The 24,096-nt window shown below is 67.7% G+C and carries 25 protein-coding genes; 11 read left to right on the top strand and 14 right to left on the bottom strand.

Translation table 11 applies throughout. The annotated features are described in order from the left end of the window. Positions 1-59: 59 nt before the first annotated feature. The 6 genes from ODR01_RS04310 to ODR01_RS04285 all read right to left on the bottom strand — a co-directional run bounded on the left by ODR01_RS04310 (position 60) and on the right by ODR01_RS04285 (position 3,878). Positions 60-353: a metal-sensitive transcriptional regulator gene (locus ODR01_RS04310; protein WP_316976376.1), complete on the bottom strand. Its 294-nt coding sequence runs from the start codon at positions 351-353 to the stop codon at positions 60-62. After that, complete coding sequence (locus tag ODR01_RS04305) at positions 353-553, bottom strand: CopZ family metallochaperone (protein WP_316976375.1); 201 nt, start codon at positions 551-553, stop codon at positions 353-355. Before ODR01_RS04305 ends, ODR01_RS04310 begins: the two co-directional genes overlap by 1 nt. Positions 554-678: 125 nt before the next feature. Beyond that, positions 679-1,584, bottom strand: a complete 906-nt coding sequence (locus ODR01_RS04300) for a DNA-3-methyladenine glycosylase family protein (RefSeq protein WP_316976374.1) — start codon at positions 1,582-1,584, stop codon at positions 679-681. Beyond that, positions 1,581-2,330: a 2OG-Fe(II) oxygenase gene (locus ODR01_RS04295; protein WP_316976373.1), complete on the bottom strand. Its 750-nt coding sequence runs from the start codon at positions 2,328-2,330 to the stop codon at positions 1,581-1,583. The genes ODR01_RS04300 and ODR01_RS04295 overlap by 4 nt, the downstream gene beginning before the upstream one ends. Continuing rightward, positions 2,327-2,857 (bottom strand): methylated-DNA--[protein]-cysteine S-methyltransferase, encoded by a 531-nt coding sequence (locus ODR01_RS04290; RefSeq protein WP_316976372.1) that lies wholly within the window; start codon positions 2,855-2,857, stop codon positions 2,327-2,329. Before ODR01_RS04290 ends, ODR01_RS04295 begins: the two co-directional genes overlap by 4 nt. A 118-nt stretch (positions 2,858-2,975) precedes the next feature. After that, the gene (locus tag ODR01_RS04285; RefSeq protein ID WP_316976371.1) at positions 2,976-3,878 is read right to left on the bottom strand and encodes a LysR family transcriptional regulator; all 903 of its coding nucleotides are present in this window, start codon (positions 3,876-3,878) and stop codon (positions 2,976-2,978) included. Positions 3,879-3,996: 118 nt separating this feature from the next. Between ODR01_RS04285 and ODR01_RS04280 the strand changes: the two genes are divergently transcribed. The 9 genes from ODR01_RS04280 (at position 3,997) to ODR01_RS04240 (ending at position 13,263) form a co-directional block, all read left to right on the top strand. Beyond that, positions 3,997-5,151, top strand: a complete 1,155-nt coding sequence (locus ODR01_RS04280; protein ID WP_316976370.1) for an aldo/keto reductase — start codon at positions 3,997-3,999, stop codon at positions 5,149-5,151. An 806-nt stretch (positions 5,152-5,957) separates the two neighbouring features. Continuing rightward, complete coding sequence (locus ODR01_RS04275; protein ID WP_316976369.1) at positions 5,958-7,163, top strand: reverse transcriptase domain-containing protein; 1,206 nt, start codon at positions 5,958-5,960, stop codon at positions 7,161-7,163. A 281-nt stretch (positions 7,164-7,444) separates the two neighbouring features. After that, the gene (locus tag ODR01_RS04270; protein WP_316976368.1) at positions 7,445-8,032 is read left to right on the top strand and encodes an anthranilate synthase component II; all 588 of its coding nucleotides are present in this window, start codon (positions 7,445-7,447) and stop codon (positions 8,030-8,032) included. Beyond that, a complete protein-coding gene (trpD, locus tag ODR01_RS04265; protein WP_316976367.1) occupies positions 8,029-9,072 on the top strand; it encodes an anthranilate phosphoribosyltransferase in 1,044 nt (347 codons plus the stop codon). The genes ODR01_RS04270 and trpD overlap by 4 nt, the downstream gene beginning before the upstream one ends. Continuing rightward, positions 9,069-9,878 carry an indole-3-glycerol phosphate synthase TrpC gene (gene trpC, locus ODR01_RS04260; protein WP_316976366.1) on the top strand — a complete coding sequence of 270 codons (810 nt, stop codon included), beginning with the start codon at positions 9,069-9,071 and terminating at the stop codon, positions 9,876-9,878. The genes trpD and trpC overlap by 4 nt, the downstream gene beginning before the upstream one ends. Before the next feature lie 4 nt (positions 9,879-9,882). Next, positions 9,883-10,359: a cyclic pyranopterin monophosphate synthase MoaC gene (moaC, locus tag ODR01_RS04255; protein ID WP_316976365.1), complete on the top strand. Its 477-nt coding sequence runs from the start codon at positions 9,883-9,885 to the stop codon at positions 10,357-10,359. Next, a complete protein-coding gene (locus tag ODR01_RS04250) occupies positions 10,356-11,552 on the top strand; it encodes a molybdopterin molybdotransferase MoeA (protein WP_449441447.1) in 1,197 nt (398 codons plus the stop codon). The genes moaC and ODR01_RS04250 overlap by 4 nt, the downstream gene beginning before the upstream one ends. A gap of 301 nt (positions 11,553-11,853) precedes the next feature. Next, the gene (gene lexA, locus ODR01_RS04245) at positions 11,854-12,552 is read left to right on the top strand and encodes a transcriptional repressor LexA (protein ID WP_316976364.1); all 699 of its coding nucleotides are present in this window, start codon (positions 11,854-11,856) and stop codon (positions 12,550-12,552) included. A 129-nt stretch (positions 12,553-12,681) separates the two neighbouring features. Further along, complete coding sequence (locus tag ODR01_RS04240; protein WP_316976363.1) at positions 12,682-13,263, top strand: hypothetical protein; 582 nt, start codon at positions 12,682-12,684, stop codon at positions 13,261-13,263. Positions 13,264-13,268: 5 nt separating this feature from the next. On the opposite strand, the gene ODR01_RS04235 is transcribed toward ODR01_RS04240, so the two are convergent. From ODR01_RS04235 to ODR01_RS04225, 3 genes are read right to left on the bottom strand one after another with little or no spacing between them, the layout of a single operon-like run. Then, positions 13,269-13,640, bottom strand: a complete 372-nt coding sequence (locus tag ODR01_RS04235) for a hypothetical protein (RefSeq protein WP_316976362.1) — start codon at positions 13,638-13,640, stop codon at positions 13,269-13,271. A 22-nt stretch (positions 13,641-13,662) separates the two neighbouring features. Then, positions 13,663-14,346 (bottom strand): DUF3047 domain-containing protein, encoded by a 684-nt coding sequence (locus ODR01_RS04230; protein WP_316976361.1) that lies wholly within the window; start codon positions 14,344-14,346, stop codon positions 13,663-13,665. A gap of 25 nt (positions 14,347-14,371) precedes the next feature. Beyond that, complete coding sequence (locus ODR01_RS04225) at positions 14,372-16,507, bottom strand: ComEC/Rec2 family competence protein (RefSeq protein ID WP_316976360.1); 2,136 nt, start codon at positions 16,505-16,507, stop codon at positions 14,372-14,374. A gap of 85 nt (positions 16,508-16,592) precedes the next feature. On the opposite strand from ODR01_RS04225, the gene gltX reads away from it, so the two are divergent. Continuing rightward, positions 16,593-18,014, top strand: a complete 1,422-nt coding sequence (gltX, locus tag ODR01_RS04220; RefSeq protein WP_316976359.1) for a glutamate--tRNA ligase — start codon at positions 16,593-16,595, stop codon at positions 18,012-18,014. Positions 18,015-18,341: 327 nt separating this feature from the next. Continuing rightward, positions 18,342-19,688 (top strand): citrate synthase, encoded by a 1,347-nt coding sequence (gene gltA, locus ODR01_RS04215; protein WP_316976358.1) that lies wholly within the window; start codon positions 18,342-18,344, stop codon positions 19,686-19,688. A 105-nt stretch (positions 19,689-19,793) separates the two neighbouring features. On the opposite strand, the gene lpxB is transcribed toward gltA, so the two are convergent. The 5 genes from lpxB to lpxD are packed head-to-tail and all read right to left on the bottom strand — an operon-like array spanning position 19,794 to position 24,094. Next, positions 19,794-20,963, bottom strand: a complete 1,170-nt coding sequence (gene lpxB, locus ODR01_RS04210; protein ID WP_316976357.1) for a lipid-A-disaccharide synthase — start codon at positions 20,961-20,963, stop codon at positions 19,794-19,796. Then, positions 20,960-21,808 carry an LpxI family protein gene (locus tag ODR01_RS04205; RefSeq protein ID WP_316976356.1) on the bottom strand — a complete coding sequence of 283 codons (849 nt, stop codon included), beginning with the start codon at positions 21,806-21,808 and terminating at the stop codon, positions 20,960-20,962. Before ODR01_RS04205 ends, lpxB begins: the two co-directional genes overlap by 4 nt. Next, a complete protein-coding gene (lpxA, locus tag ODR01_RS04200) occupies positions 21,798-22,598 on the bottom strand; it encodes an acyl-ACP--UDP-N-acetylglucosamine O-acyltransferase (protein WP_316976355.1) in 801 nt (266 codons plus the stop codon). Before lpxA ends, ODR01_RS04205 begins: the two co-directional genes overlap by 11 nt. Beyond that, complete coding sequence (gene fabZ, locus ODR01_RS04195) at positions 22,599-23,066, bottom strand: 3-hydroxyacyl-ACP dehydratase FabZ (RefSeq protein WP_316976354.1); 468 nt, start codon at positions 23,064-23,066, stop codon at positions 22,599-22,601. Next, positions 23,063-24,094, bottom strand: coding sequence for a UDP-3-O-(3-hydroxymyristoyl)glucosamine N-acyltransferase (gene lpxD, locus ODR01_RS04190; protein WP_316976353.1), 1,032 nt, complete (start codon positions 24,092-24,094; stop codon positions 23,063-23,065). Before lpxD ends, fabZ begins: the two co-directional genes overlap by 4 nt. Positions 24,095-24,096: the final 2 nt, after the last annotated feature.

Genomic DNA, 24,096 nt, shown 5'->3' with positions numbered 1-24,096 from the left:
CTCCCTCCCCCCTTTGCGGGGGAGGGTTGGGGAGGGGGTGTCCCCGCCCCGATTCCCGTTCAGCGGTACTTGAGGACTTCCATCAGTTCCTCGACGATCTCGGGCACGTCGCCGCGCTGCTGGGCGGTGACCACGTGGCTGCGCAGATGGCTGCGCAGGACCACGTCGCCGATCTTGTCGAGCGCGCCGTCGATCGCCTTGATCTGTTTCAGGACATCGACGCAATAGACGGACTCGTCCTCCAGCATGCGCAGCACGCCCTCGACGTGGCCGCGCACCGACAGCAGCCGGCGGCGCGCGTCCTCGCGCACCTCGGGGTCGAGATGCAGGCAGTGGTGGGTCGCATGGTCCATCAGGCCACCTTCGCCTCGAAGCCGCTTTCCTCGACGGCGGCGATCAGGGCCGCGGCATCGGCCGTGCCCTCGATCACGGCCTCGCCCCGCTCCAGGCTGACCTCGATCACCTTCTTGACCCCGGTGACGCCGGACAGCGCCTCGGTCACCGACTTCACGCAATGGCCGCAGTTCATGCCCTCGACCTTCAGTTTCAGCATCGTCTTCTCCTGGGTCTACCCACCCCCCCTGGGGTGGGGTATGGCTTCCTTATACCCTCACCCCACCACGCAGTCAACCCCTCCCCGGGTGGGGTGGGGTTGGAGGCGCGCCGGACGTTGAGCCATCATCCAATGGGGGTGACAGCCCTCGCGGCATCCGCCGCCCAGATCTGCTGCGCGGCGTAGGCCCGCCAGGGCCGCCACGCCTCGGCCCGGGCCAGCAGATCGGCCGGGCGCGGCCGCAGCCCCGCGGCGTCGGCGGCCCCCCGCAACAGGCCGACGTCGCTGGCCGGAAAGGCATCCATCTCGCGGCAGGCCCGCATCGCGATGTAGTGCGCCGTCCATTCGCCGATCCCCTTGACGGCGCGAAGCCGGGCCACCGTCTCCTCGACCGTGGCGGCCCGCGAAAACAGGTGCGGATCGTTCAAGGCCGCCTCGGCCACCGCCTTGAGGGCGGCGACCCGCGCGCCCGGCATGCCCATGGCCGCCAGATCCGCTGCCATCACCTGGCGCGGCGTCGGAAACAGGCGGCTGGGCCCGCCGCCGGCGGCGTGCGGCAGGTCGCCGCCGCACCGCTCGACCAGCCGGCCGTTCAGGCGACGCGCCGCCGCGATGCTGACCTGTTGGCCGATGACGGTGCGCATCGCGATCTCGAAGCCGTCCCAGCCACCCGGCACCCGAACCGCCGGCCGCGCCGCCACCAGCGGCGCCAGCATGGGATCGTCCGCCAGATGGGCGTTGATCGCCGCGAGGTCGGCATCGAGGTCGAACATCCGGCGCAACCGGAAGACGGCGGCGTCCACGGCGACGCCTCCGGAAAGGCGCACGGTCGCGACGAGGCCGTCCCGCCCCGGATCGTCCGTCACCTCGATGGTCCCCTCCCCGTCGCCCAGGCGGACGGCGCGACGATAGACCGCCCCCTCCACCGCCTCGACCCCCTCGACGGCGCGCTGGCGGAAAAACGCCAGCATGGCCGGCCAGTCGTAAGGGGGCTCATAGGACAGCCGCAGGACGACGCCGCCGGCCGTCATTTGGCGTCGTGGAAGATCACGCCGAGGGTATGGCGCCGCCCCGAGCGGACGCGGCTCACCCCGTGGCGCATGTTGACCCGGTAGACCCCTCGGGTGCCCGCCACCGGACGGTGGTGGACCGCGAAGACCGCCGCCTCGCCCTGCCCGAGGGCGACCACTTCGGGGCGCGACTGCATGCGCGGCCGCTGCTCGGTCAGCACGAATTCGCCGCCGGTGAAGTCCTTTCCCGGCTCCGACAGCAGGATGACGACCTGCAACGGAAAGGCCAACTCGCCATAGAGATCCTGGTGCAGGCAGTTGTAGTCGCCCGTCTCGTAGCGAAGGAGCAGCGGCGTCGGGCGGATCTGTCCGGCTTCATGGCAGCGGGCGAGGAATTCCTCGTGGTCGGCCGGATAGCGCTCGCCCAGCCCCATCCGCTCGTTCCATTGGTTGGCGACCGGCGCCAGGCGCGCGTAGAGCGCCGTCCTGAGGTCGCCGATCGGCCCCGGCAGCGGATAGGCGAAGTACTTGTATTCGCCCTGTCCGAAGCCGTGGCGCGCCATGACGATGCGGTTGCGGAACCGGCCGTCGTCGGCGTAGAGGGCGGCGATTTCCCGGCATTCATCGGGCGCCAGCAGGGTCCCCAGCATCGCCGCTCCCTGCCCCGCCAACTCGGCGGCGACGGCGGGCCAGTCGACCCGGGAGACCCGCTCGGCCGGCGGCCCCATCGGCGCCGCCGCCGTCGCGAAGCGCGTCTCGCCCCTCACGCCGCGCCCTCCCGCGCCAGCAGGGCCCGCTTGCGCCCGGCACCCCAGCGATAGCCGGAGAGCGCGCCGTCGCTTCCGACGACCCGATGGCAGGGAACGGCCACCGCGACCGGGTTGGCGGCGCAGGCCCGGGCCACGGCGCGCGCCGCCCCGGGTGCGCCGATCCACCGGGCGACCTCGGCATAGCTCGCGGTCGTGCCGGCGGGGATTTCGCGAAGGGCCTCCCACACACGCCGCTGGAACGCGGTTCCACCGATGTCGAGCGGCAGATCGAGGCCGCGCGAAGGCGCTTCGATGGCGCCGGCAACCCGGGCGGCCAGGGCTTCGGCCTGCGCGTCGCCTTCGATCAGCCGGGCCTTGGGGAAGCGGCGCCGCAGATCGTGGGCGAGGGCGTCGGCATCGTCGCCCATCAGGATGGCGCAAACCCCTCGCCCGCTCGTCGCCACCAGCACGGGGCCGAGCGAAGTGTCGCCGGTGGCAAAGCGAAGGGCGGTCGTCGGAGTCGACATATCGGTCATGAGGGTCATCTTCGACCTCCTGGGTTTTATATGGTGAATGATGACCCAGGGTACCGTCCGTCACCGCTCCTCGCACTCCGGCTCTTGTTGTCAAACTGAACCGGCTTCGGCACCCCGCCGGCCGGGCCTATTCCCGTTCGCGCAGAATCTCGCGGGCGGTGTCGATGAAGGCCCGGAGCTTCGGAGCCAGGGCCGCCCGCTTCGGGTAGTAGAGGAACAGCCCGGGCTCCTCCTGGGCCGTTTCCGGCAACACCTGCGTCAGGCGGCCGGCGGCGATGTCGGCCCTGACCAGCGGCTCGAACAGATAGGCAAGCCCGACCCCGGCCAGGGCGAGGTCGCGGGCATAAAGGGTATGGTTGACGATGGTGCTGCCGGCCCCCTCGACGGTGACCTCCCGTTCTCCGTCGACAAGCTCCCAGCGATAAAGGCCGCCGCCGGTGATCATCCGGTAGGCGATGCAGTTGTGGTCCTTGAGGTCGGCGATGCCTTTGGGGCGTCCGCGCGCCGCCAGATAGGCGGGCGACGCCACGATGATGGCGGCGAACGGCGGCGTCAGACGGGTGGCGACCATGTCCTCGGCGATCATCTCGCCCAGGCGGGCGCCGGCATCGAAGCCGGCCGCCACAATGTCGACGATGGCGTCGTCGGCATAGATCTCGACGGTGACGCCGGGAAAGCGCTTGGCCATGGCGCCCACCACCGGCGTCAGGATGGGAAGGGCCGCGTTCGGCACGTTCAGCCGCAGCAGCCCGCCGACCCGGCCCTTGGCGGCGCGGATGCGCTCCACCCGCTCGCCGATGTCGCGCAAGGCCGGCGCCGCCGCCTCGACCAGCGCCCGTCCCGCCTCGGTCAGGGCGACGCTGCGCGTGGTGCGGGCGAACAGCGGCACGCCCAGCCGCTCCTCGACCAGGCGGACGGCGTGGCTGACCGCCGACGGGCTCATGCCCAGTTCGGACGCGGCGGCGGCGAAGCCGGCCCGCCGGGCGACCGTCAGGATGACCGGCAGGTGAATCAGAAGATCGCGGTCCATTCATGCATGATTTCACATGGTTCATGCGAATTGAACCATATTATCGCATTGACGGTTTTCCGGCATGGTCGGTTCCGACGGCGCGGCGATCCGCGCGACAACCGCAAAGGAAGCCCCCATGCCCGCAACGCCCAAACTGGACAGCTACTACACCCTCGGCCGCACCGGCCTGCGCGTCAGCCCCCTGGCCCTCGGCACCATGACCTTCGGCACCGAATGGGGCTGGGGATCGGACAAGGAAACCGCCCGCCGGATGGTCGACACCTACGTCGAGGCCGGCGGCAACTTCTTCGATACCGCCGATCTCTACACCAACGGCACCAGCGAAACCTGGCTCGGCGAATTCATCGCCGAGAGGAACCTGCGCGACAAGGCGGTGATCGCCACCAAGTTCACCTACAACGCCGAGCCCGGCAACCCCAACGCCGGCGGCAACGGCCGCAAGAACATGCTGCGCGCCGTCGAAGGGTCGCTGAAGCGCCTCGGCACCGACTACATCGATCTTTACTACCTGCACACCTGGGACCGGCTGACGCCGGCCGAGGAGGTCATGCGCACGCTCGACGACCTGGTGCGCTCGGGCAAGGTCCGCCATGTCGGCCTGTCGGACGTTCCCGCCTGGTATGCCTCGCGCGCCCAGGCCATCGCCGAATTCCGCGGCTACGAGCCCGTTTCCACCCTGCAGCTCGAATACTCCCTGGTCGAGCGCAACATCGAGCGCGAACACGTGGCGTTGGCCACCGGGCACGGCATGGGCATCACGGTGTGGAGCCCCTTGGGAAGCGGCCTGCTGTCGGGCAAGTACCGGCCAAGCGAGGACGGCGGCAGCGGCGCCGGGCGCCTCGAGACGATGAAGGGATCGACGATCCCGGCCTTCCAGAAGTTCACGCCGCGCAACTGGCGGATCGTCGCCGAGCTGGAAGCCGTGGCCAAGCAGATGAACCGCGGCATGGCCCAGGTCGCGCTCAACTGGATCGCCAACCGCCCTGGCGTGGCGTCCGTCATCCTCGGCGCCACCAAGCTCTCCCAGCTTGAGGACAACCTCGCCGCGCTCTCCTTCGCGATCCCGCCCGAATTGGCCGCCCGCCTCGACGCCGCCAGCGCCCCGGAGGCCCTCTTCCCCTACACCTTCTTCGAGGACGGGCAGCAGCAGAGGATTCATGGCGGCGTGACGGTCGCCGGCAAGCCCGAGGGCTATGCCCCGACCGTCCGCATCCCCGGCGTCGAAGCCGGTAGCGAGTTATGGGTGCCGGCCGCGACCGGCGAGCGGTAGCGCCGCCAGTCCGGGCCGGGTTGCCGCGAACCACCCCTTTCGATCAAAAACCCGGCCGTCGACGGCGAGTACCTGCATGCCAATTTTGCGGCAGCCTCAAACAAGCGGACACCACATTTGAGCACATTTATCTGCCAAGGTACGAAATATGGTAGCGCGAAGCGCAAATGCATGTTAGCGTGGTAGAGTCACGCCTTCGTATCCGAGGCTTGCCACGGATGCTGGCGGGAGATGCGTCGAAGACGTCCGAACCTGATCGAAACTGGGTTTCGTCCGAAATGGGCGCCCCAATGTCGACCAGGGGGTCGGCTCCACGGGAGCGGAGGGATGGCGCGCGGAAGACTTTTCCGACGTTGCCGCCCTGCAATCTCGGTCCTGTTGGAGTGCGGTTGACGTTTGTCGGGTGGCCCCAGGGTTCCAAAATCGTTGAGGAGGCTACTATGCATCTACACGTCGGCGGATCGGTTGGCATCGGACGCGGGGGAGCGCCAAGGTGGCGTGTCCGATGCAACTTTCTAGTTGCACTGGCGGCTTTGTTCATGTATTGTTCTACAGGGCCGAGTGATCCTTCGGAATTTTGGCAGCTTTCCGCAAAATTTAAATTTGCGGTGGTGTTGAATTCCGAAGGTTACTGTGGAGCAGCAAGCGGGGTTTCGTCCAAAATGGGCGCCCCAATGTCGACCAGGGGGTCGGCTCCACGGGAGCGGAGGGATGGCGCGCGGAAGACTTTTCCGACGTTGCCGCCCTGCAATCAGCCGCCCGAACTCAGTGTGGAACCCGTTTAATCGACGACACTGGGGGTAGGCTTGTTAGACTATCCAAAACCGACAAAAATCGCATCCTTAGCAAAATTGCGAAGCACATGGAATGACTCGCCTGACGCGGAAAAGACGAAGGCCGTTGGGATTGATGGTCAATCTGGAAGTAATTTTGCGAGAGATTTAACCCGGAATCTTGAAGTAATTAGGGACAAGTTGCTCTCAGGGACATTTGAGTTTCGTCCCTTACGACCCATTTCCATACCCAAAGTCAACTCGCCAATTCCCCGCATCATTTGCGTCCCAACGGTATCGGACCGGCTGATACAACGTCATATTTTAAATTATCTCGTCGAAGACGATAAGTTATCTGTTAAAAATAATGTTAGTTATGGCTTTATTAAAAACCGAGGAGTTAAAAAAGCTATAAAAAATGCCGTAAAGTTAAGGCATGAAAATCAGTGGGCTTTTAAATCGGACATCTCGTCATTTTTCGACAAAATTGACAGAGACAAATTGATATCGGATCTTTCTCGCAAACTTGGGAAATCAAGCGTCATACCAATTCTTTCAAAGGCTATTAGATGTGAGATTTCAACATCAGAAAAAGATATAAGAAAAACTATCGCAAATGCTGGAATTAAAGAAGGATTGGGGCTTCGGCAGGGAATGCCTCTATCTCCTTTGTTATCCAATTTTGTCCTTCGCAAATTCGATCAGGAATTCGAAAAAAGAAGATTAAAATTATTACGTTATGCTGACGATTTTATTGTATTTTGCAATAGCAAAGATGAATGCTTTCGCGCATTTGATCTTGCAGAAGAAACGCTGACCTCTCTAGGTCACAGCATACCAAGTCCAGGCAAATCTCCGAAAACCGTTATATGCTCGCCAAAGGAACCCGTAGAATTTCTCGGCATGGAAATAGCTGTGAAAGGATGCTCAGGTGAGTATGAATGCATAATTCCAAAATCCGTCTTTGATGAAGTAGACAAAAAGCTAAATGAATTTTATGATTTCAAGCACGTGTTTCTGAAGTATAGGAGTTTTTCTAAAACAGTTTTGGAAATAAATCAAAAAATGGATGGATTCGTTAACTATTATTTTTTCGGGAAAAATTTTTCATCACTTAAAGATTGCGTTTCAGACAAGCGTGCTAACGCCTTGCGGCACATAATGAAATGCATATTTGGCCCAGGGATATTTGAAAATCTCGACCCTATTCGCCGTCAATTTCTTGAAATCGACTTCTAATTATTGTGATAGTTCGTTTGCTTAGCGCAGGGCCGCAGTCGGTGTAGGCGGCAGGTCCAAAGTCACCCAGGACTTTTCATCGTCCCTCAATCGCCTCCTGTTGCTACGGCTAAGGATGTTTAACTCCAAAGAGACAAACTAATTGGCGCCGTCGCGGGCTTGACGCTGGCGGGGACGCCCTGCATTCTTGGCCTCCGCACCGCCGGGCGTGCGGACCCAGGGGGACGGAAGCTTTCAGATTGCTAATGCTACGCATTTGAAAAACTCCGTAACGCATTGATATGTATCTTCTTATCGATAACTACGACAGCTTCACCTACAACCTTCTGCACTACTTGGGAGAACTCGGGGCCGAGGTGGTGGTCAAGCGCAACGATGCGCTTTCGGCCGCCGAGGCGCTGGCCCTGAAACCGCAAGGCATCGTCCTCTCGCCGGGACCGTGCGATCCCGACCGGGCCGGCATCTGCCTCGACCTGATCGGCGCCGCCGCCGGCCGCGTGCCCCTTTTGGGGGTCTGCCTCGGCCATCAGGCCATCGGCCAGGCCTTCGGCGGTGCCGTGGTGCGCGCGCCCAAGCCCATGCACGGCAAGACCAGCCAGATCCGCCACGTCGCCAAGGGCATCTTCGCCGGCATCCCCAGCCCGTTTCCGGCCACCCGCTACCACTCGCTGATGGTCAGGCGCGACGACCTGCCCGACTGCCTGGAGATCACCGCCGAGAGCGAGGACGACGTCATCCAGGGCCTGGCCCACAAGACGCTGCCCATCTACGGCGTGCAGTTCCATCCCGAAAGCATCGCCTCGGAAAACGGCCACCACATCCTCGAGAATTTCATCCGCCTGACCCATGAAGGGAGGGCCGCCGCATGAACGCGCTGGCCGACATGAAGTCCCTGCTCGGCACGGTGGCGGGCGGCGCCTCGCTGACCGGGGCCGAGGCCGAGGCCGCGTTCGGCATCATCATGTCGGGCGACGCCACCCCGGCCCAGATCGGCGGCTTCCTGATGGCGCTGCGGGTGCGCGGCGAGACGGTCGACGAGATCACCGGCGCCGTGCGCGCCATGCGCGCCAAGGCGGTGACCATCAAGGCCCCGCCCGGCGCCATCGACATCGTCGGCACCGGCGGCGATTCGGCCGGCACCTTCAACATCTCGACCACCTCCGCCTTCGTCGTCGCCGGCGCCGGGGTGCCGGTCGCCAAGCACGGCAACCGCGCGGTGTCGTCGAAATCGGGCGCCGCCGACGTGCTGGCCGCGCTGGGCGTCAACCTCGACGCCGACATGCGCCTGATCGAGCGGGCCATCGCCGAGGCCGGCATCGGCTTCCTGATGGCGCCCCGCCATCACAGCGCCATGCGCCACGTCGCCGGGCCGCGCGGCGAACTGGGCGTGCGCACCATCTTCAACATCCTGGGGCCGCTGGCCAACCCGGCCGGCGTCAAGCGCCAGTTCACCGGCGCCTTCGACCGCAAGTGGATCGAGCCGATGGCCCAGACGCTGGCCAACCTCGGCAGCGAGGCGGCGTGGATCGTCAACGGCGCCGACGGCCTGGACGAGCTGACCACCACCGGCCCGTCCCATGTCGCCGCGCTGAAGGACGGCGCCGTCAGCACCTTCGAGGTGACGCCCGAGGAGGCCGGCCTGCCGCGGGCGCGGCCGGAAGACCTGAAAGGCGGCGACGCCGAAACCAACGCCGCCGCGCTGCGTGCCGTGCTGGGCGGCCGGAAGGGGCCGCTGCGCGACGTCGTGCTCTATAACGCCGGCGCCGCGCTGATCGTCGCCGGCAAGGCGAAAAACCTGAAGGACGGCGTCGCACTGGCCGCCCGTTCCGTCGATTCCGGGGTCGCCGCCGCCGCGCTGGAGCGGCTGATCGCCATCACCCGCGAGACGCCTCCGGGCACCGCCCCATGAGCGACGTGCTGGCCCGCATCTGCGCCGACAAGCGCACCCACGTCGCCCGCTGCAAGGCGGCCCGCCCGATGGGCACGGTGATCGGGGCGGCCCAGCAGGCGTCGCCGCCGCGCGGTTTCGCCGCCCGGCTCGAAGCGGCCGCCGCCGCCGGCTACGGACTGATCGCCGAGATCAAGAAGGCGTCCCCCTCCAAGGGTCTGATCCGCGCCGATTTCAACCCGCCGGCCCTGGCCCGCGCCTATGCCAAGGGCGGCGCCACCTGCCTTTCCGTGCTGACCGACGGCCCCTATTTCCGCGGCGCCGACGAATACCTGACGGCGGCCCGCGCCGCCGTCCCGCTTCCGGTCCTGCGCAAGGACTTCATGCTGGAGCCCTACCAGATCATCGAGGCCCGCGCGCTGGGCGCCGACGCCGTGCTCGTCATCATGGCCGCCGTCAGCGACCCGCAGGCGGTCGAGCTGGTGGCCGCCGCCCGCGAGTTCGGCATGGACGCCCTGATCGAGGTCCACGACGAGGCCGAGCTGGAGCGCGCCGCCCGGCTGGATGTCCGGCTGCTGGGCATCAACAACCGCAACCTCAAGACGCTCAAGGTCGACTTGGCCGTCACCGAAACCCTGGTCGCGCGCGCCCCCGCCGACCGCCTCGTGGTCAGCGAAAGCGGCCTCTACACCCCCGACGACTTGGCCCGCATGGCCCGCATCGGGGTGCGCTGCTTCCTGGTCGGCGAATCCCTGATGCGCCAGACCGATGTCGAGGCGGCGACCCGCGCCCTGCTGGCCGGCGCCCCGGCCCCGGCGAAGGAGTAAGGCCATGGCCGGGCTCAGCCATTTCGACGACAAGGGCGACGCCCGCATGGTCGACGTCTCGGCCAAGGCCGTTACCCAGCGCACCGCCACCGCCAAGGGCTCGGTGCTCGTGGCCCCCGAGACGCTGGCCCGCATCCAGGCCGGCGGCGTCAAGAAGGGCGACGTGCTCGGCGTCGCCCAGCTGGCCGGCATCATGGGGGCCAAGCGCACGTCCGATCTCATCCCGCTCTGCCACCCGCTGGGGCTGGATGCCGTCGAGATGCGCCTTTCCTGCGACGCCGGGCGCAACGCCGTCGACATCGAGGCGACCTGCCGCGTCGCGGGGCGCACCGGCGTCGAGATGGAGGCGCTGACCGCCGTCGCCGTGGCGGCGCTCACCGTCTATGACATGTGCAAGTCGATGGACCGCGCCATGCGCATCGTCGACATCCGCCTTGTGCACAAGGCCGGCGGCAAGTCCGGCACCTTCGAGGCCCCATGATGCTTTCCGTCGCCGAAGCCGTCGCCAAGGTCGTTTCCGGTTTCGCGCCGCTCGCCGTCGAGACGGTCGGTCTCGAGGCGGCGTTGGGCCGCGCCCTGGCCAGGGACGTCGCCGCGCAGCTCGACAGCCCGCCGCTGGACGTCTCGGCCATGGACGGCTATGCGCTGCGCGCCGCCGACGCCACCGCCGTGCCGGCGACGCTGACCCGGATCGGCCAGTCGGCGGCCGGCCACCCCTTTGCCGGCGCCGTCGGGGCGGGGCAGTGCGTGCGCATCTTCACCGGCGCCGTCATGCCGGCCGGCGCCGACGCCATCGTCATCCAGGAGGACGCCGAGGCCGCGGGCGACGCCGTCACCGTCCGCGAGGTGCCCAGGCCCGGCCGCTGGGTCCGCCGCGCCGGCATGGATTTTCGGCGGGGCGACGTCATGCTCAAGGCCGGGCGCCGGCTGACCGGGCGCGACATCGGGCTCGCCGCCGCCATGAACGTGCCGTGGCTCGCCGTCGCCCGCCGGCCGCGCGTCGCCATCCTCGCCACCGGCGACGAACTGGTGATGCCCGGCGAGCCGCTGGCCGAAGGCCAGATCGTCGGTTCCAACAGCCTGGCGGTGGCCGCCTACGTCACCGCCTTCGGCGGTCTTCCCGCGGTGCTGGGCATCGCCCGCGACACCGAGGAATCGCTGGCCGCCCTGCTGGCAGGCGCCCGGGGCGCCGACCTGCTGGTCACCATCGGCGGCGCCTCGGTCGGCGACCACGACCTGGTGCGCCAGGCGCTGGCCGCCCAGGGCTTCGACCTCGGCTTCTATCGGGTCGCCATGCGGCCGGGCAAGCCGCTCATCTTCGGGCGTCTCGGCGACGTGCCGGTGCTGGGGCTGCCGGGCAACCCGGTCTCGGTCGGCGTCACCTCGCTGCTGTTCCTGCGCCCGGCCATGAACGCCATGCTCGGACTTCCCGACCGCCGGGGACCGGCGCCGATGGCCCGCCTCGGGCGCGACCTGCCGGCCAACGACCTCCGCCAGGACTATCTGCGTTCCCGCCTGACGGTGGGCGAGGACGGCGAGCCCGTCGCCACCCCCTTCGAGGCCCAGGACAGCGCGCTGATGGCCCGCTTCGCCGACGCCGACTGCCTGGTGGTCCGCCCGCCCCATGCGCCGCCCGCCCGGGCCGGCGAACGGGTGGAGATCGTTCCCCTCTAGTATTTTGGGGACACCATACTTAATTCCCGCCGTCGGCTGCCTTGCTTCGGTTCGCTGGAATTAAGTATGGTGTCCCTAAAATACCCCCGAAATACCCCTGCCTCCCGTCACCAAATTGCCGCTTGACCCGGCACGAGAACTAAACTAGAACATGTGCCGACGTTTTGCTTTTGTTCCACATTTTGTGGTGCCGGTTTCGGGGTGACGCCAGACGTGCGACGGCGGCGGAGGGCCCCCGGGTCGAACGCATCGCAGCACCGCCGCCACGCCGCGAAACTGGGTGGCGGCCCGGAGTGACACCATGCTGACCCGCAAGCAGTACGAACTCCTCGTCTACATCAACGATCACCTGAAGAGCAAAGGCGTCTCGCCCTCCTTCGAGGAGATGAAGGAGGCCTTGAGCCTGCGCTCGAAATCCGGCATCCACCGGCTGATCACCGGGCTCGAGGAGCGCGGCTTCATCCGCCACCTGCCGCACCGCGCCCGCGCGCTCGAAGTCCTCAAGCTGCCGGAAAACGCCGAGGCCCCCAATGGCGCCTCGCGCGGCGCCTTCGCCCCCAAGGTCATCCGCGGCCAGTTCAAGCCCTCGACCGCCCGCGCCGCCCGGCCCGAGGCCGGGGCCGTGGAACTGCCGCTCTATGGCCTGATCGCCGCCGGCACGCCCATCGAGGCGATGCGCGACAACACGGCCTCCATCGACGTGCCGGCTTCCCTGCTCGGCACCGGCGAGCATTACGCGCTCAGCGTCGATGGCGATTCGATGATCGACGCCGGCATCGAGGACGGCGACACCGTGGTCATCCAGCGCTGCGAAACCGCCGACAACGGCACCATCGTCGTCGCCCTGGTCGAGAATACCGAGGTGACGCTGAAACGCCTGCGCCGGCGCGGCGATTCCATCGCGCTGGAGCCCGCCAACAAGAAATACGAAACCCGCATCTTCGGCCCCGACCAGGTCCAGGTGCAGGGCAAACTGGTGGGACTGATTCGCAAGTACTAACGGCCGTCGATCGCGTCATGGGAATGCGGGTTGTGCCTCCGCACGGAGGGCATCGGATACGATCCCCTGGTAAAATGGCGGTTGTCGCTCTACCTTAACGTGCGCTTGGCATGGCGTGGGGGAGTTGCCATGAGAAGAATCGTCGTCGGCTTCCTGCTGTTAACGATAAGTGCGTGCGTGGCTGTGCCTCAAGGGCCGCAGGTCGCCGGCGGCACCAGGATCACGCAACTTGGTATTTCGTTCGCTGTTCCCGAAGGCAGGTCGTGGACCGTACTCGTTCAGTCGACCTACCAAGTAATGCTTGGCGCGCGCGGAAATTCGCCGAATGAAACCCTGATAACGGCCATCGGCACCTACAACGTTCCCGCATTTGATGTACCGGAGGGATTTTTAAACTTCGTGAAATCCGGACGTGCCAACGAACCGAAAACAGGAACGTTCGAAGTCATCAGGAATGATGAACAGTGGTATGCCGAGCGATCAGAAACCTGCGTCAAACATGAATCCGCGGCTAAAGACTTCGCGGCTAAACGCGGAGGCGCGTTTACTATGATCGAGTACTATGGAATGAATTGCATCCACCCGGGAAATCCATCAGTCGGCATCTTCGTCGAATTCTCCAGGAAGGGACCTTCCGGCGTTGAATTTCCGCAGTTCAGGGCGATGGGAGAGCGGTTGCTTAAGTCAGTCGAGTTTACATCCTACAAGTAACGGGTTTACGCGAGGGGGCTTGGATCCTGCTGGTTGTCCCCCGTTCGCCCCAACACCGTCACGATATCGAGGACCTGCACGCCTTCCGGCAGTTCGATCAGAAACTCGGCGTCGCGCTTAAGGTGATGGATGCGCCGGGGGTCCGGCCCGGCGAAGCGCGACATGGCCTCGACGCTCTCCCAATAGGAGATGGTGACGAACTCCGTTTCCCCGGGCCGGTCCTCGCGGAACATCTGCACGCCCAGCGCCTTCCCGGCCAGCGGCTTGACGCCCTCCTCATAGAGATACGCCGCGTAGGCGTCGGCCTTGGCCGCCTCGGTGCGGCCGCGCCAGATGCGGGCGATGGCGGGGCGCAAAAGGTGGCGGGCATCCGTCATGGCATCCTCCTCGTTTCGTACCCTACCCCTCCTCGGGCAGGAAGCGCACGCCGCCGTACCAGGCCGAGGCCGTGGCGGCGCGGTTGTCGCAATCGGTCATAATGGCCACGGCGTCGATGGCGTCGATGTCGAGGCCGTGGTAGCGCCTGAAATCGTCGCGCAGGTTGCGCCGCTCGGTCACCCAGCCCATCGGCGCCTTGGGCGGCCCTGATCGCACGGCGACGATATGGGCGTTGGCGGTAAAGGCGTTGGGCCAGTCGGCGCCGGCCGGCTTGGCGCTGGCCCAGACGTAGTTGATGGCCCGGGTGGCGAACGGGTTGAAGCCGCCCTTCCTGACGAAATAGAGGCGGGCCGGGTAGTCGTCGCCCTCCTTGCGGGCCTCGTCGGCGCCGTCGGGGAACACGCCCTCGATCCCCCACGACCATTCGACCAGCGGCGTTTTCTTAAGGTCGATGCGCCGCTCCAGCACCAGCCCCGAAGCCGAGCCGTCGCAGGAGGCAAGCACCGCGGCCATCGCATCGACGTCGGCCGCCTCATAGCGAGTTTCGCCGTGGAAGGATTCGGGACGCCAAGTCAGGATGTCGGCGGGTGTGAAGGCCGGCGACACGGCCGCAGATTGAACGCCAAGGGACGGCAGGGCAAAGACAACCCCGGCCAGCGCGATCTTCACGCGCCATCCCTTCGCCGGCGGGAGTTCCCTGCTCATGGGGTCTGATGTGGCCCCTGCCCGCTCAGTTGCCAAGCCCCGCTGGGCGGCGGGCCCGCGGCCGCACCACCCATGGCCTACGGCCACGCTCGCCGTTGACGCTTTTCACCCGGACGGCGAGTTCGGTCAGCCACAGGGCATGGGCGCCGTCGCGCCACAGGTCGAAGCGGTCGATCACCACGGCGGCCGACGGGCAGGGCCGGCGCACCGGCACCGTCGCCACCACCACGTCGGCGACGCGGCAGTCCTCGGCCAACGCCCCCTCGTCGCGCACCAGGGCGACGGTGTGGCCCCGTGCCCGGTAAATGCAACCGACGGCGTCGCAGGCGAGGTTGCCGCCCTCCGGGCCGGCCGTGCCGTTGGCCGGCCAAGCGGCCGGCGCCTTTTCCTGGCCGGCCCGGCGCAGCCACACCTCGGCATCGAAGCGGCCGAGCCGCCGGCTGGAAACGGCAAGCGTGCCATCGGCGGCGCGCACCGCCATCAGCCGGCCGGCGTCGTCGATAAGGACATCGGGCGGGTTCATCCAGACCCCGCTGGCCAACCCGCCGACGAGGCCGGCGATCCCCCACAGCCGCCAGCGTCCCCGCCACAGGGCCAGCCACAGGCCGCCGATGCCGACGGCGACCAGGCCCGCCGTCGGCATGGCCGGCAACAGGGTCACCGCGCCCGGCCACGCGGCCACCTCACGGGCGACGGCGATGATCGCCTCCACCCCCCAGCCCATCGGCGCCAGCGCCAGGGCCTCGAGGCCGAACGGCATCAGCGCGAAGGAAACCACCGCCCACGGCATCACCCACAGGGCGGTCAGCGGCACCGCCGCCATGTTGGCGGCCAGCCCGAAGGCGGCCACGCGGTTGAAGTGATAGAGCGCGAAGGGGGTGGTGGCGGCACCGGCGATCAGGCTGCTCAGCGCCACGCCGCCGACGTAAAGCAAAACCCTTCCCGGCCAGCCGCGCCGCCGCCCCTCGTCGCGGAAACGGCGCTCGGCGATCTCCTCGTAGGCGGCGATCAGGGCGATGACGGCGGCGAACGACAGCTGGAAGCTGGCGCCCAGCAGGCTTTCGGGCTGCAAAAGCAGGATGGCCAGCGCCGCCCACGCCACCGTGCGGATGGAGAGGCCCCGGCGGTCGAGCAGCACGGCCAGCAGCACCAGGCCCAGCATCAGGAAGGCCCGCTGGGTCGGTACCGTCGAGCCGCTGATCAGGGCATAGGCAAACGCGCCCGGCAGCGCCACCGCTGCCGCCCATTTCTTGATGGGAAAGCGCAGCGCGACGAAGGGCACCAGGGCCAGGGCGGCGCGCAGGCCGACGAAGAGGATTCCCGCCACCAACCCGATGTGCAGGCCCGAGATGGCCAGCAGGTGGGCCAACCCGGAATCGCGCATGGCGGCCAGCACGTCCTCGGGAATGGCGCCCCGCTCGCCGGTCATCAGCGCGCGGGCCATGGCGCCCGCCGTCCCCTCCAGGCCGGCGGCGATGCGCTCGCCGATCCTCTGGCGCAGGGCCGCCAAGGCGAGGGCGGGCGAGCCGGCGTCGCCCGGCCCGATCGCCTCGGCCCGGCCCATGGCGAACCCCACGGCGCCCAAACCGCGGAAATAGGACTGGCGCTGGAAATCGAAGGCGCCGGGCACGGCCGGGGCCGGCGGCGGGCTCAATACGGCGCGCACGCGGATGCGTTGCCCCGGCGCCAGCGGCGGTTCGCTTCCCAGCCGGATGCGGACCCGATGAGGCCGCGCCTCGGCGGCCATCCCGGTCCCTTCCAACTCGTCGAGCAGGATTCGGCGGCCGCGGCCCAGCGGCTCGACCTCGATCACCCGCCCCTCCACCGTCAGCGGGCCGATGCGCCGCTCCAGCATCGGCGCCTCGACCAGCACGGTACGGGCCTGGGCGGCGACGAAGCCGGCGGCCACGGCGGCCAAGCCGATCAGGGCAAGGCGCGGCCCCGGCCGGCGGCGAGCGGCCGCCACGGCAGCGAGAACCGCGACAAGAAAAGCCGCCGCCGGCCACGGCGGCGGTTCCGTCGGCAGCGCGAAATAGACGCCGATGCCGAGCCCGACGCCGACCGGCAGCCACAGCACCCAGCGCTCCCGCTCGTCGGCCATTCGGGCCGCCAGCCGGGCCAAGCCACGCGGCGGCGCCTCCGGAAGGATGGTTTCGCTCATCCCGACGCACCAATTGACTGCAACCGGCGGCGGAATGTGCTACATGTCCGCGCCATCCATTCTTGTCACAGTAGCAAAAGAGACCATGACCGTCGTCACCCGTTTCGCCCCCTCGCCCACCGGCTTCCTGCACGTCGGCGGCGCCCACACGGCCCTTTTCAACTGGCTGTTCGCCCGCCACAACGGCGGCAAGTTCCTGTTGCGCATCGAGGACACCGACCGGGCCCGCTCGACCGAGGAGGCGGTGAAGGCCATCCTCGACGGCCTGACCTGGCTGGGGCTCGACTGGGACGGCGAGGTGATCTCGCAGTTCTCGCGCGTCGCCCGCCACGCCGAGGTCGCCCGCCAGATGGTTGCCGCCGGCAAGGCCTATCCCTGCTACTGCACGCCCGAGGAACTGACCGCCATGCGCGAGCAGGCGGCGGCCGAGGGCCGCTTCACCGGCTATGACGGCCGCTGGCGCGACCGCGATCCGTCGGAAGCCCCGGCCGGGGTGGCCCCGGCCATCCGCCTCAAGGCGCCGCGCGAGGGCGAGACCGTCATCGACGATTTGATCCAGGGCACGGTCAGGGTTGCCAACGACCAGATGGACGACATGGTGCTGCTGCGCGCCGACGGCACCCCCACCTACATGCTGGCCGTGGTGGTCGACGACCACGACATGGAGGTGACCCACGCCGTGCGCGGCGACGACCACTTCACCAACGCCTTCCGCCAGACCCAGATCTACAACGCCATGGGCTGGCAGCCGCCGATCTTCGCCCACATGCCGCTGATCCACGGCCCCGACGGCAAGAAGCTTTCGAAGCGCCACGGGGCGGTGGCGGTGGGCAACTACGCCGACATGGGCTTCCTGCCCGAGGCCATGCGCAACTACCTGCTGCGCCTGGGCTGGAGCCACGGCGACGACGAGATCATCGGCACCGAGCAGGCCATCGAGTGGTTCGGTTTCGAAGGCGTGCTGCGCTCGCCGGCCCGCTTCGACATGGCCAAGCTGACCAACCTCAACGGCCATTACATCCGCCAGGCCGAGGATCGGCGTCTGGTGGGCCTGACCCTGCCCCGCCTGCGCGACAGTCTAGGGGCCGACTTCGCGGAAGGAACCGAGGACCGTCTGCTCGCCGGCATGGCGGCCCTGAAGGAGCGCGCCAAGACCCTGGTGGATCTGGCCGACAGCGCCGCCTTCTACGTGCGGCGCCGGCCGCTGCCGGTCGATGCGGCGGCCGCCGCCCTTCTGGACGCCCAGGCCCGCGACATGCTGGCCCAGATCCGCCGGCAACTGGCCTCGGTGACGGCGTGGAAGGCCGAGAACCTGGAGGCGGTGGCCCGCGCCCATGCCGAAGGCGCCGGCCTCAAGCTGGGCAAGGTCGCCCAGCCCATCCGGGCCGCCCTGACCGGCGCCACCGTGTCGCCGCCCATCTTCGCCGTGATGGAGATCCTGGGGTCCGAGGAGACGCTGGGACGCCTCGACGACGTCGTGAAGGGCATCGGTCACAGTGAAGCCTGACGCTTGGAACAGGTTGCACTGCTGGGGTGTGCCGCGCGGCTTGTAGCGCGCCAGGCCCCCCTCCCTGCCCTCCCCCACAAAGGGGGGAGGGATATGACGGTGCCTCTCTGCCCTTCTCCCTCCCCCTTGACGGGGGAGGGTTGGGGTGGGGGTGTTCCTGCGTGCGGCAGAAAGCATGACCGCCGGACATTGAACCGGCCACAGGCACCGACCACATAGAATTCGTGCCCGGGCCCCTATGGCCCCAACAATAATGACGCGCATGCGGACCGTTCGGTCCCGACGGCAAGTGCGACCATTTCATTTTGTTGATGAGGTAAAGATTCAATGGCTAAGAAGACAACCGCCACGAAGGCCACGCCTGCCAAGGCGCCGGCACGTCAGGAGACGATGACGCTGATCGACAACCGTAACGGGAAGCAGGTCACCTATCCCATCCTCAAGGGAACGGTCGGCCCCGAGGTCGTCGACATCCGCAAGTTCTACGCCGATACCGGCTTGTTCACCTACGATCCCGGCTACGGCTCGACCGGCAGCTGCACGTCGACCATCACCTATATCGACGGCGAGGCCGGCGTCCTCGAATACCGGGGCTATCCCATCGAGCAGCTGGCCGAGAAGTCGCACTTCCTCGAGGTGGCCTATCTGATCATCAACGGCGATCTGCCGAATGCCAGGCAGCAGGCCGAGTTCGAGGATTCGATCACCCACCACACCATGCTGCACGAACAGATGCAGTTCTTCTTCCGCGGTTTCCGCCGCGACTCCCACCCGATGGCGGTGATGTGCGGCGTGGTGGGGGCGCTGTCGGCCTTCTATCACGACCACATGGACTTCTCGAAGCCCGAGGACCAGATGATCGCGGCGCACCGGCTGATCTCCAAGATGCCGACCATCGCCGCCTACGCCTACAAGTACTCGCAGGGCCAGCCGTTCATCTATCCGCGCAACACCATGAACTACACCGAGAACTTCCTGCACATGGTGTTCGCCACGCCGTGCGAGGACTACAAGGTCAGCCCGGTGCTGGCCAAGGCGCTGGACCGGCTGTTCATCCTGCACGCCGACCACGAGCAGAACGCCTCGACCTCCACCGTGCGCATCGCCGGCTCCAGCGGCGCCAACCCGTTCGCCTGTATTTCCGCCGGCGTCGCCTCGCTGTGGGGGCCGGCCCACGGCGGCGCCAACGAGGCGGTGATCGCCATGCTGACCGAGATCGGCGACAAGAAGCGCATTCCCGAATACGTCAAGAAGGCCAAGGACAAGAACGATCCCTTCCGCCTGATGGGCTTCGGCCACCGGGTCTACAAGAACTACGACCCCAGGGCCAAGCTGATCCGCCAGACCTGCTACGAGGTGCTGGAGGAGGTGGGCATCAAGAAGGAGCCGCTGCTCGAGCTTGCCATGGCGCTGGAGAAGGTCGCCATCGAGGACGACTACTTCATCGAGCACAAGCTCTATCCCAACGTCGACTTCTATTCGGGCATCATCTATCGGGCCATGGGCTTCCCGCCGCCCATGTTCACGGCGCTTTTCGCCATCGCCCGCACGGTCGGCTGGATCGCCCAGTGGGAAGAGATGCTGACCGACCCCGAAACCCGCATCGGCCGGCCGCGCCAGCGCTTCGCCGGGCCGACCACCCGCAACTACGTGGCGATGAAGAAGCGCAAGTAGCGCGGATTTCGCTCAATTTCGGGGACACTTTAATTTCGGGGACACTTTAAAAAAGTGTCCCCGAAGTTAAGACAAAGTGTCCCCGAAATTAAAGTGTCCCCGAAATTACTTTCCCGCGATGACGTCGAGCACCACCGCCGCCGCCCGCTCGCCCGGCGACGGGCCGCCACGGCCCAGGCGGGTCAGCGCTTCCCGCCCCGCCTCGACCTGGGCCCGCCTCGCCGCCTCGTCGACGAACAGGGCGTCCAGCGCCGCGGTCAGCCGCTCCGGCCGGCAGTCCTCCTGGATGAGTTCCGGCACCGCCGGGCGGTCGAGCACCAGGTTGACCAGGTTGGCGTAGGGCACGCGGACCAGGCGGCGGGCCAGCCAGGCGGTGAGCGGGTTCACCCGGTAGGCGATCACCGCCGGGGTTTCCGCCATCGCCAGTTCGAGGGCCACCGTCCCCGAGGCGGCCAGCGCCACGTCGGCGGCGGCGAAGGCGTCGATCTTGTCGGCGCGCCCGTGGACGACCGTCGCCGGCACCGGCCAACCGGCCGCCGCCCGCGCCACCTCGTCGGCCACGGCGCCGATCACCGGGACGACGGCCCTGAGATCCGGGCGGTTCGCCCGCAGCCCAGCCACCGCCTGGGCGAACACCGGCAGCAGGCGCGCGGTTTCGCTGCGCCTGCTGCCCGGCAGCACGCAGACGAGCGGCGCCCCGGCGGCGATGCCGTGGCGTTCCCGGAAGCGCCGGCCGTCGCCCAGATCCGCCCCCGATTCCACCACCGGGTGGCCGACGAAGGTGCAGGCCAGCCCCTCGCGCTCGAAATACGGCGGCTCGAAGGGCAGCAAGGCCAGCAGGTGATCGAGGAAGCCGGCGATCTTGCGGGCCCGGCCCGGCCGCCACGCCCACACCGACGGCGCCACATAGTGGATCAGCGGAATGCCGGCGCCGCGCAGGCGCTTGGCCAGCCGGAAGCAGAAATCGGGGGCATCGATGGTCACCACCGCCGCCGGCCGCAGGCGGCGCGCCGCCCGGGCGGTTTCGGCCAGCCGCCGGAGGATACGCGGCAGCCGGGGCAGCACTTCGGCGACCCCCATCACCGACAACTCGGCCATCGGAAATAGACTGTCCAGTCCCTGGTCCGCCATGCCCTCGCCGCCGACGCCGGCGAAGCGCACGGCACCGCCGGTGCGCGCCTTGAGCGCCGCCATCAGGCGGGCGCCGAGCGCGTCGCCGGAGGGTTCGCCGGCGACCAGGAAGACGAGCGGGGGCATGTCCGCGCCGGTCGTCATGGCCGTCGCTCCGCCGCCTCGACGCCCAGGACGAACAGGCCGGCGGCGTCGGCCGCCGCGATCAGCCCGTCGCGCTCGACCAGCAGCGCGCCCCCGGCTTCCACCGCGATGCCGGCGAGACCGGCGCGCGCCGCCGCCGCCACCGTGCCGGGGCCGATGGCCGGCAGGTCGACGCGCCGTTCCTGTCCGGGCTTGGCCATCTTGACCAGCACGCCCGAGGGCGCCGCCGGTCGCTCGCCGGCGCAGGCGGCCAGCAAGGCGTCGGTGCCCTCGCGCCCCTCGCGCCCGATCACCCGGCCGTGGCGCGCCACCGCCGCCTGGCCGACGTCGCGGGCGCCGATGGAAAGCGCCGCCTCGATGCCCAGCCCGACGTCGGCCAGGGCGGCGGCGTCCGGCTGCACGGCGCCCAGAACGCCCGCCGGCGCCAGCAGGTCGGGCAACAGGGAATCGACGCCGACGACGGCGAAGCCTTCCTCGCCGAGCGCCTCGATGAGGGCCCGCAGCAGGGCGTCGTCGCCCCGCTTGAGGCCGCAATGACGCAGAAGGAAACGCAGGGCCCACAGGTCCGGGCGCAACGTCATCAGCGCGGGGCGCCGCATGCGCCCGGCCATGACCAACTCGGCGGCGCCCTCGCGGCGCAGCAGCTTCACCGCGCGGCCGGCCGCGCCCACCCTGACCCAGGCGTGGGGAACGGGCCGGCCGTCGGGGCGCGGCGCCACCAGGGCGGCATCCGCCTGCCCCGCGAAGGCGATCACGAAAAACGGCCGCTGCGACCGGATGCAGGTGTCGACCAGAAGGGCCGGCAGCGTTCCGCCGCCGGCCAGGATGCCGAGCTTAGGCGGCATCTTCCAGGGCGGGCTGGCAAAGCGCCCGCGACGAAGCCGCCCGGATGAACCCGACGATTTCCATGACCGGCTCGTTGTCGCTGTACGTCTGGGCGACGTCGTCCAGGCGCTCGGCCATCGTCCCCTCCGGGGCGAACAGCAGCCGATAGGCGTTGCGCAGCGCGTGGATGACGTCGCGCGAGAAGCCGCGGCGCTTCAGCCCGACGATGTTGAGCCCCGAAAGGCGCGCCCGGTTGCCGATCACCGTGCCGTAGGGAATGACGTCCGCCTCGATGCCCGACATGCCGCCGATCATGGCGTGCTTGCCGATGCGCACGAACTGATGCACGGCCGACAGCCCGCCCAGGATGGCCCAGTCGCCGACCTCGACGTGGCCGCCCAGGGTGGCGTTGTTGACGAAGATGACGTGATCGCCGATCTGGCAGTCGTGGGCGACATGCGCCCCCACCATGAACAGCCCGTGGTTGCCGACCCGCGTCACCATGCCGCCGCCCTCGGTGCCGGGGTTCATGGTGACGTGCTCGCGGATGGTGTTGTCGCGCCCGATCGCCAGTTCCGAGGGCTCGCCCTTGTACTTCAGGTCCTGCGGGATATGGCCGATGGAGGCGAACGGAAAGATGCGGGTTCTCGCGCCCACCCGCGTGCGCCCCTCGACGACGACGTGCGAATGCAGTTGGACGCCGTCTTCCAGGACGACCTGGGGGCCGACGCAGCAGTACGCCCCGATGCTGACGTTCGCGCCCAGTTGGGCGCCGTTGGCGACGATCGCCGTGGGATGGATCTCGGTCATTCAGTCGTCCAGAATCATGGCCGCGAAAATCGCCTCGGCGACCAGGGTCCCGTTGACCTTGGCCTCGCCCCGAAACTTCCAGACGTTGCGGCGATTGCGTTCCTTGGTGACGTGGATATGAAGGGTGTCGCCCGGCATCACCGGCTTGCGGAAGCGGGCTTCGTCCACCGTCATGAAGTAGACCAGCTTGCCTTCCGAGGCGCTGCCCAGCGTCTGCACCACGAGGACGGCGGCGGTCTGGGCCATCGCCTCGATGATCAGCACCCCCGGCATCACCGGGCGGGTCGGGAAATGGCCGGCGAAGAACGGCTCGTTGATGGTCACGTTCTTGATGCCGACGGCGCTGGTGTCGGGAATGATGTCGACGACGCGGTCGATCATCAGGAATGGATAGCGGTGCGGAATCATCTCCATGATCCGCAGGATATCCACCGCCGTGGCACCGGACGTTTTGGTTTCTACGTTCATGTGTCACTCCCCCGTCGCTTTTTGCTCAATTCGGCGAGGGTGGCCACCTGCCGCCAGAACTCCTTGGCGGGCAACGCGGGCGACCCGGCCACTGTCTCCCCTCGTTCGACGTCGCGCATGACGCCGCTCTGCGCGGAAATCCTGGCCCCGTCCCCGATCGTCAGATGCCCGGCGAAACCGGCCTGGCCCCCGATCACGACGAAATTGCCGACATGGGTGCTGCCCGAGATCCCGACATGCGAGACCACGATGCATCCGCGTCCGAGGCGGACGTTATGGCCGATCTGGACCAGATTATCAATCTTGGTGCCGGCGCCGATGACGGTATCCGGTCCGGCCCCGCGGTCGATGGTGGTGTTGGCGCCGATTTCGACGTCGTCCTCGACGATGACGCGGCCGAGTTGCGGCACCTTTTCATGGCCCTGCGGCCCCAGCGCGAACCCGAAACCGTCCTGGCCGATGCGCACCCCGGCATGGATGATGGCGCGGCTGCCGATCAGGCAGTAGGCCAAGGACACGCAGGGCCCCACCGTGCAGTCGTCGCCCACCACCACGCCGGCGCCGATCACCGCGTTGGGGCCGATCCGGCAGCGCCGTCCGATCTCGGCGCGCGGTCCGATCACCGCTCCCGGCTCGATCTCGCTGCCCTCGCCGATGCGGGCCGTGGCATCGACGGAGGCCGAGGTCGAGATGCCGCCGCACGCCGGAACGGCCGGATAGAAGGCCTGGGCGGTCAGCGCATAGGCGCGGTAGGGATCGGGGGTCGCGAGTACGACCATGGAGTCCGGTGCCCGGCCGGCGAAGCGCGGATGGACGAAACAGGCGCCGGCCCGGCTGGCGACGAACGCCTCGACGTATTGCTTGTTGTCGAGGAAGCTCACCTGCTGGGGCCCCGCCGTCGCCAGCGGCGCGACGTCCGAAAAAAGCCGCTCGATGTCGGTCCCGGGGGCCACGGTGGCCCCCGACACCTCGATCAGATGCTTCAACGAAAAGGGACCGGCGACCGCGAAGAACCGTGGATCGGCCATTG

Source organism: Shumkonia mesophila (assembly GCF_026163695.1).
GTDB classification, from domain to species: Bacteria; Pseudomonadota; Alphaproteobacteria; order Rhodospirillales; family Shumkoniaceae; genus Shumkonia; species Shumkonia mesophila.
This window is presented reverse-complemented; position numbering and strand designations above follow the sequence as displayed.

Coding starts and splice junctions, on each gene's coding strand:
- ODR01_RS04310 (WP_316976376.1), bottom strand. CDS start 353: ATGGACCATGCGACCCACCACTGCCTGCATCTCGACCCCGAGGTGCGC.
- ODR01_RS04305 (WP_316976375.1), bottom strand. CDS start 553: ATGCTGAAACTGAAGGTCGAGGGCATGAACTGCGGCCATTGCGTGAAG.
- ODR01_RS04300 (WP_316976374.1), bottom strand. CDS start 1,584: ATGACGGCCGGCGGCGTCGTCCTGCGGCTGTCCTATGAGCCCCCTTAC.
- ODR01_RS04290 (WP_316976372.1), bottom strand. CDS start 2,857: ATGACCCTCATGACCGATATGTCGACTCCGACGACCGCCCTTCGCTTT.
- ODR01_RS04285 (WP_316976371.1), bottom strand. CDS start 3,878: ATGGACCGCGATCTTCTGATTCACCTGCCGGTCATCCTGACGGTCGCC.
- ODR01_RS04280 (WP_316976370.1), top strand. CDS start 3,997: ATGCCCGCAACGCCCAAACTGGACAGCTACTACACCCTCGGCCGCACC.
- ODR01_RS04270 (WP_316976368.1), top strand. CDS start 7,445: ATGTATCTTCTTATCGATAACTACGACAGCTTCACCTACAACCTTCTG.
- trpD (WP_316976367.1), top strand. CDS start 8,029: ATGAACGCGCTGGCCGACATGAAGTCCCTGCTCGGCACGGTGGCGGGC.
- trpC (WP_316976366.1), top strand. CDS start 9,069: ATGAGCGACGTGCTGGCCCGCATCTGCGCCGACAAGCGCACCCACGTC.
- moaC (WP_316976365.1), top strand. CDS start 9,883: ATGGCCGGGCTCAGCCATTTCGACGACAAGGGCGACGCCCGCATGGTC.
- ODR01_RS04250 (WP_449441447.1), top strand. CDS start 10,356: ATGATGCTTTCCGTCGCCGAAGCCGTCGCCAAGGTCGTTTCCGGTTTC.
- lexA (WP_316976364.1), top strand. CDS start 11,854: ATGCTGACCCGCAAGCAGTACGAACTCCTCGTCTACATCAACGATCAC.
- ODR01_RS04240 (WP_316976363.1), top strand. CDS start 12,682: ATGAGAAGAATCGTCGTCGGCTTCCTGCTGTTAACGATAAGTGCGTGC.
- ODR01_RS04235 (WP_316976362.1), bottom strand. CDS start 13,640: ATGACGGATGCCCGCCACCTTTTGCGCCCCGCCATCGCCCGCATCTGG.
- ODR01_RS04230 (WP_316976361.1), bottom strand. CDS start 14,346: ATGAGCAGGGAACTCCCGCCGGCGAAGGGATGGCGCGTGAAGATCGCG.
- ODR01_RS04225 (WP_316976360.1), bottom strand. CDS start 16,507: ATGAGCGAAACCATCCTTCCGGAGGCGCCGCCGCGTGGCTTGGCCCGG.
- gltX (WP_316976359.1), top strand. CDS start 16,593: ATGACCGTCGTCACCCGTTTCGCCCCCTCGCCCACCGGCTTCCTGCAC.
- gltA (WP_316976358.1), top strand. CDS start 18,342: ATGGCTAAGAAGACAACCGCCACGAAGGCCACGCCTGCCAAGGCGCCG.
- lpxB (WP_316976357.1), bottom strand. CDS start 20,963: ATGACGACCGGCGCGGACATGCCCCCGCTCGTCTTCCTGGTCGCCGGC.
- ODR01_RS04205 (WP_316976356.1), bottom strand. CDS start 21,808: ATGCCGCCTAAGCTCGGCATCCTGGCCGGCGGCGGAACGCTGCCGGCC.
- lpxA (WP_316976355.1), bottom strand. CDS start 22,598: ATGACCGAGATCCATCCCACGGCGATCGTCGCCAACGGCGCCCAACTG.
- fabZ (WP_316976354.1), bottom strand. CDS start 23,066: ATGAACGTAGAAACCAAAACGTCCGGTGCCACGGCGGTGGATATCCTG.
- lpxD (WP_316976353.1), bottom strand. CDS start 24,094: ATGGCCGATCCACGGTTCTTCGCGGTCGCCGGTCCCTTTTCGTTGAAG.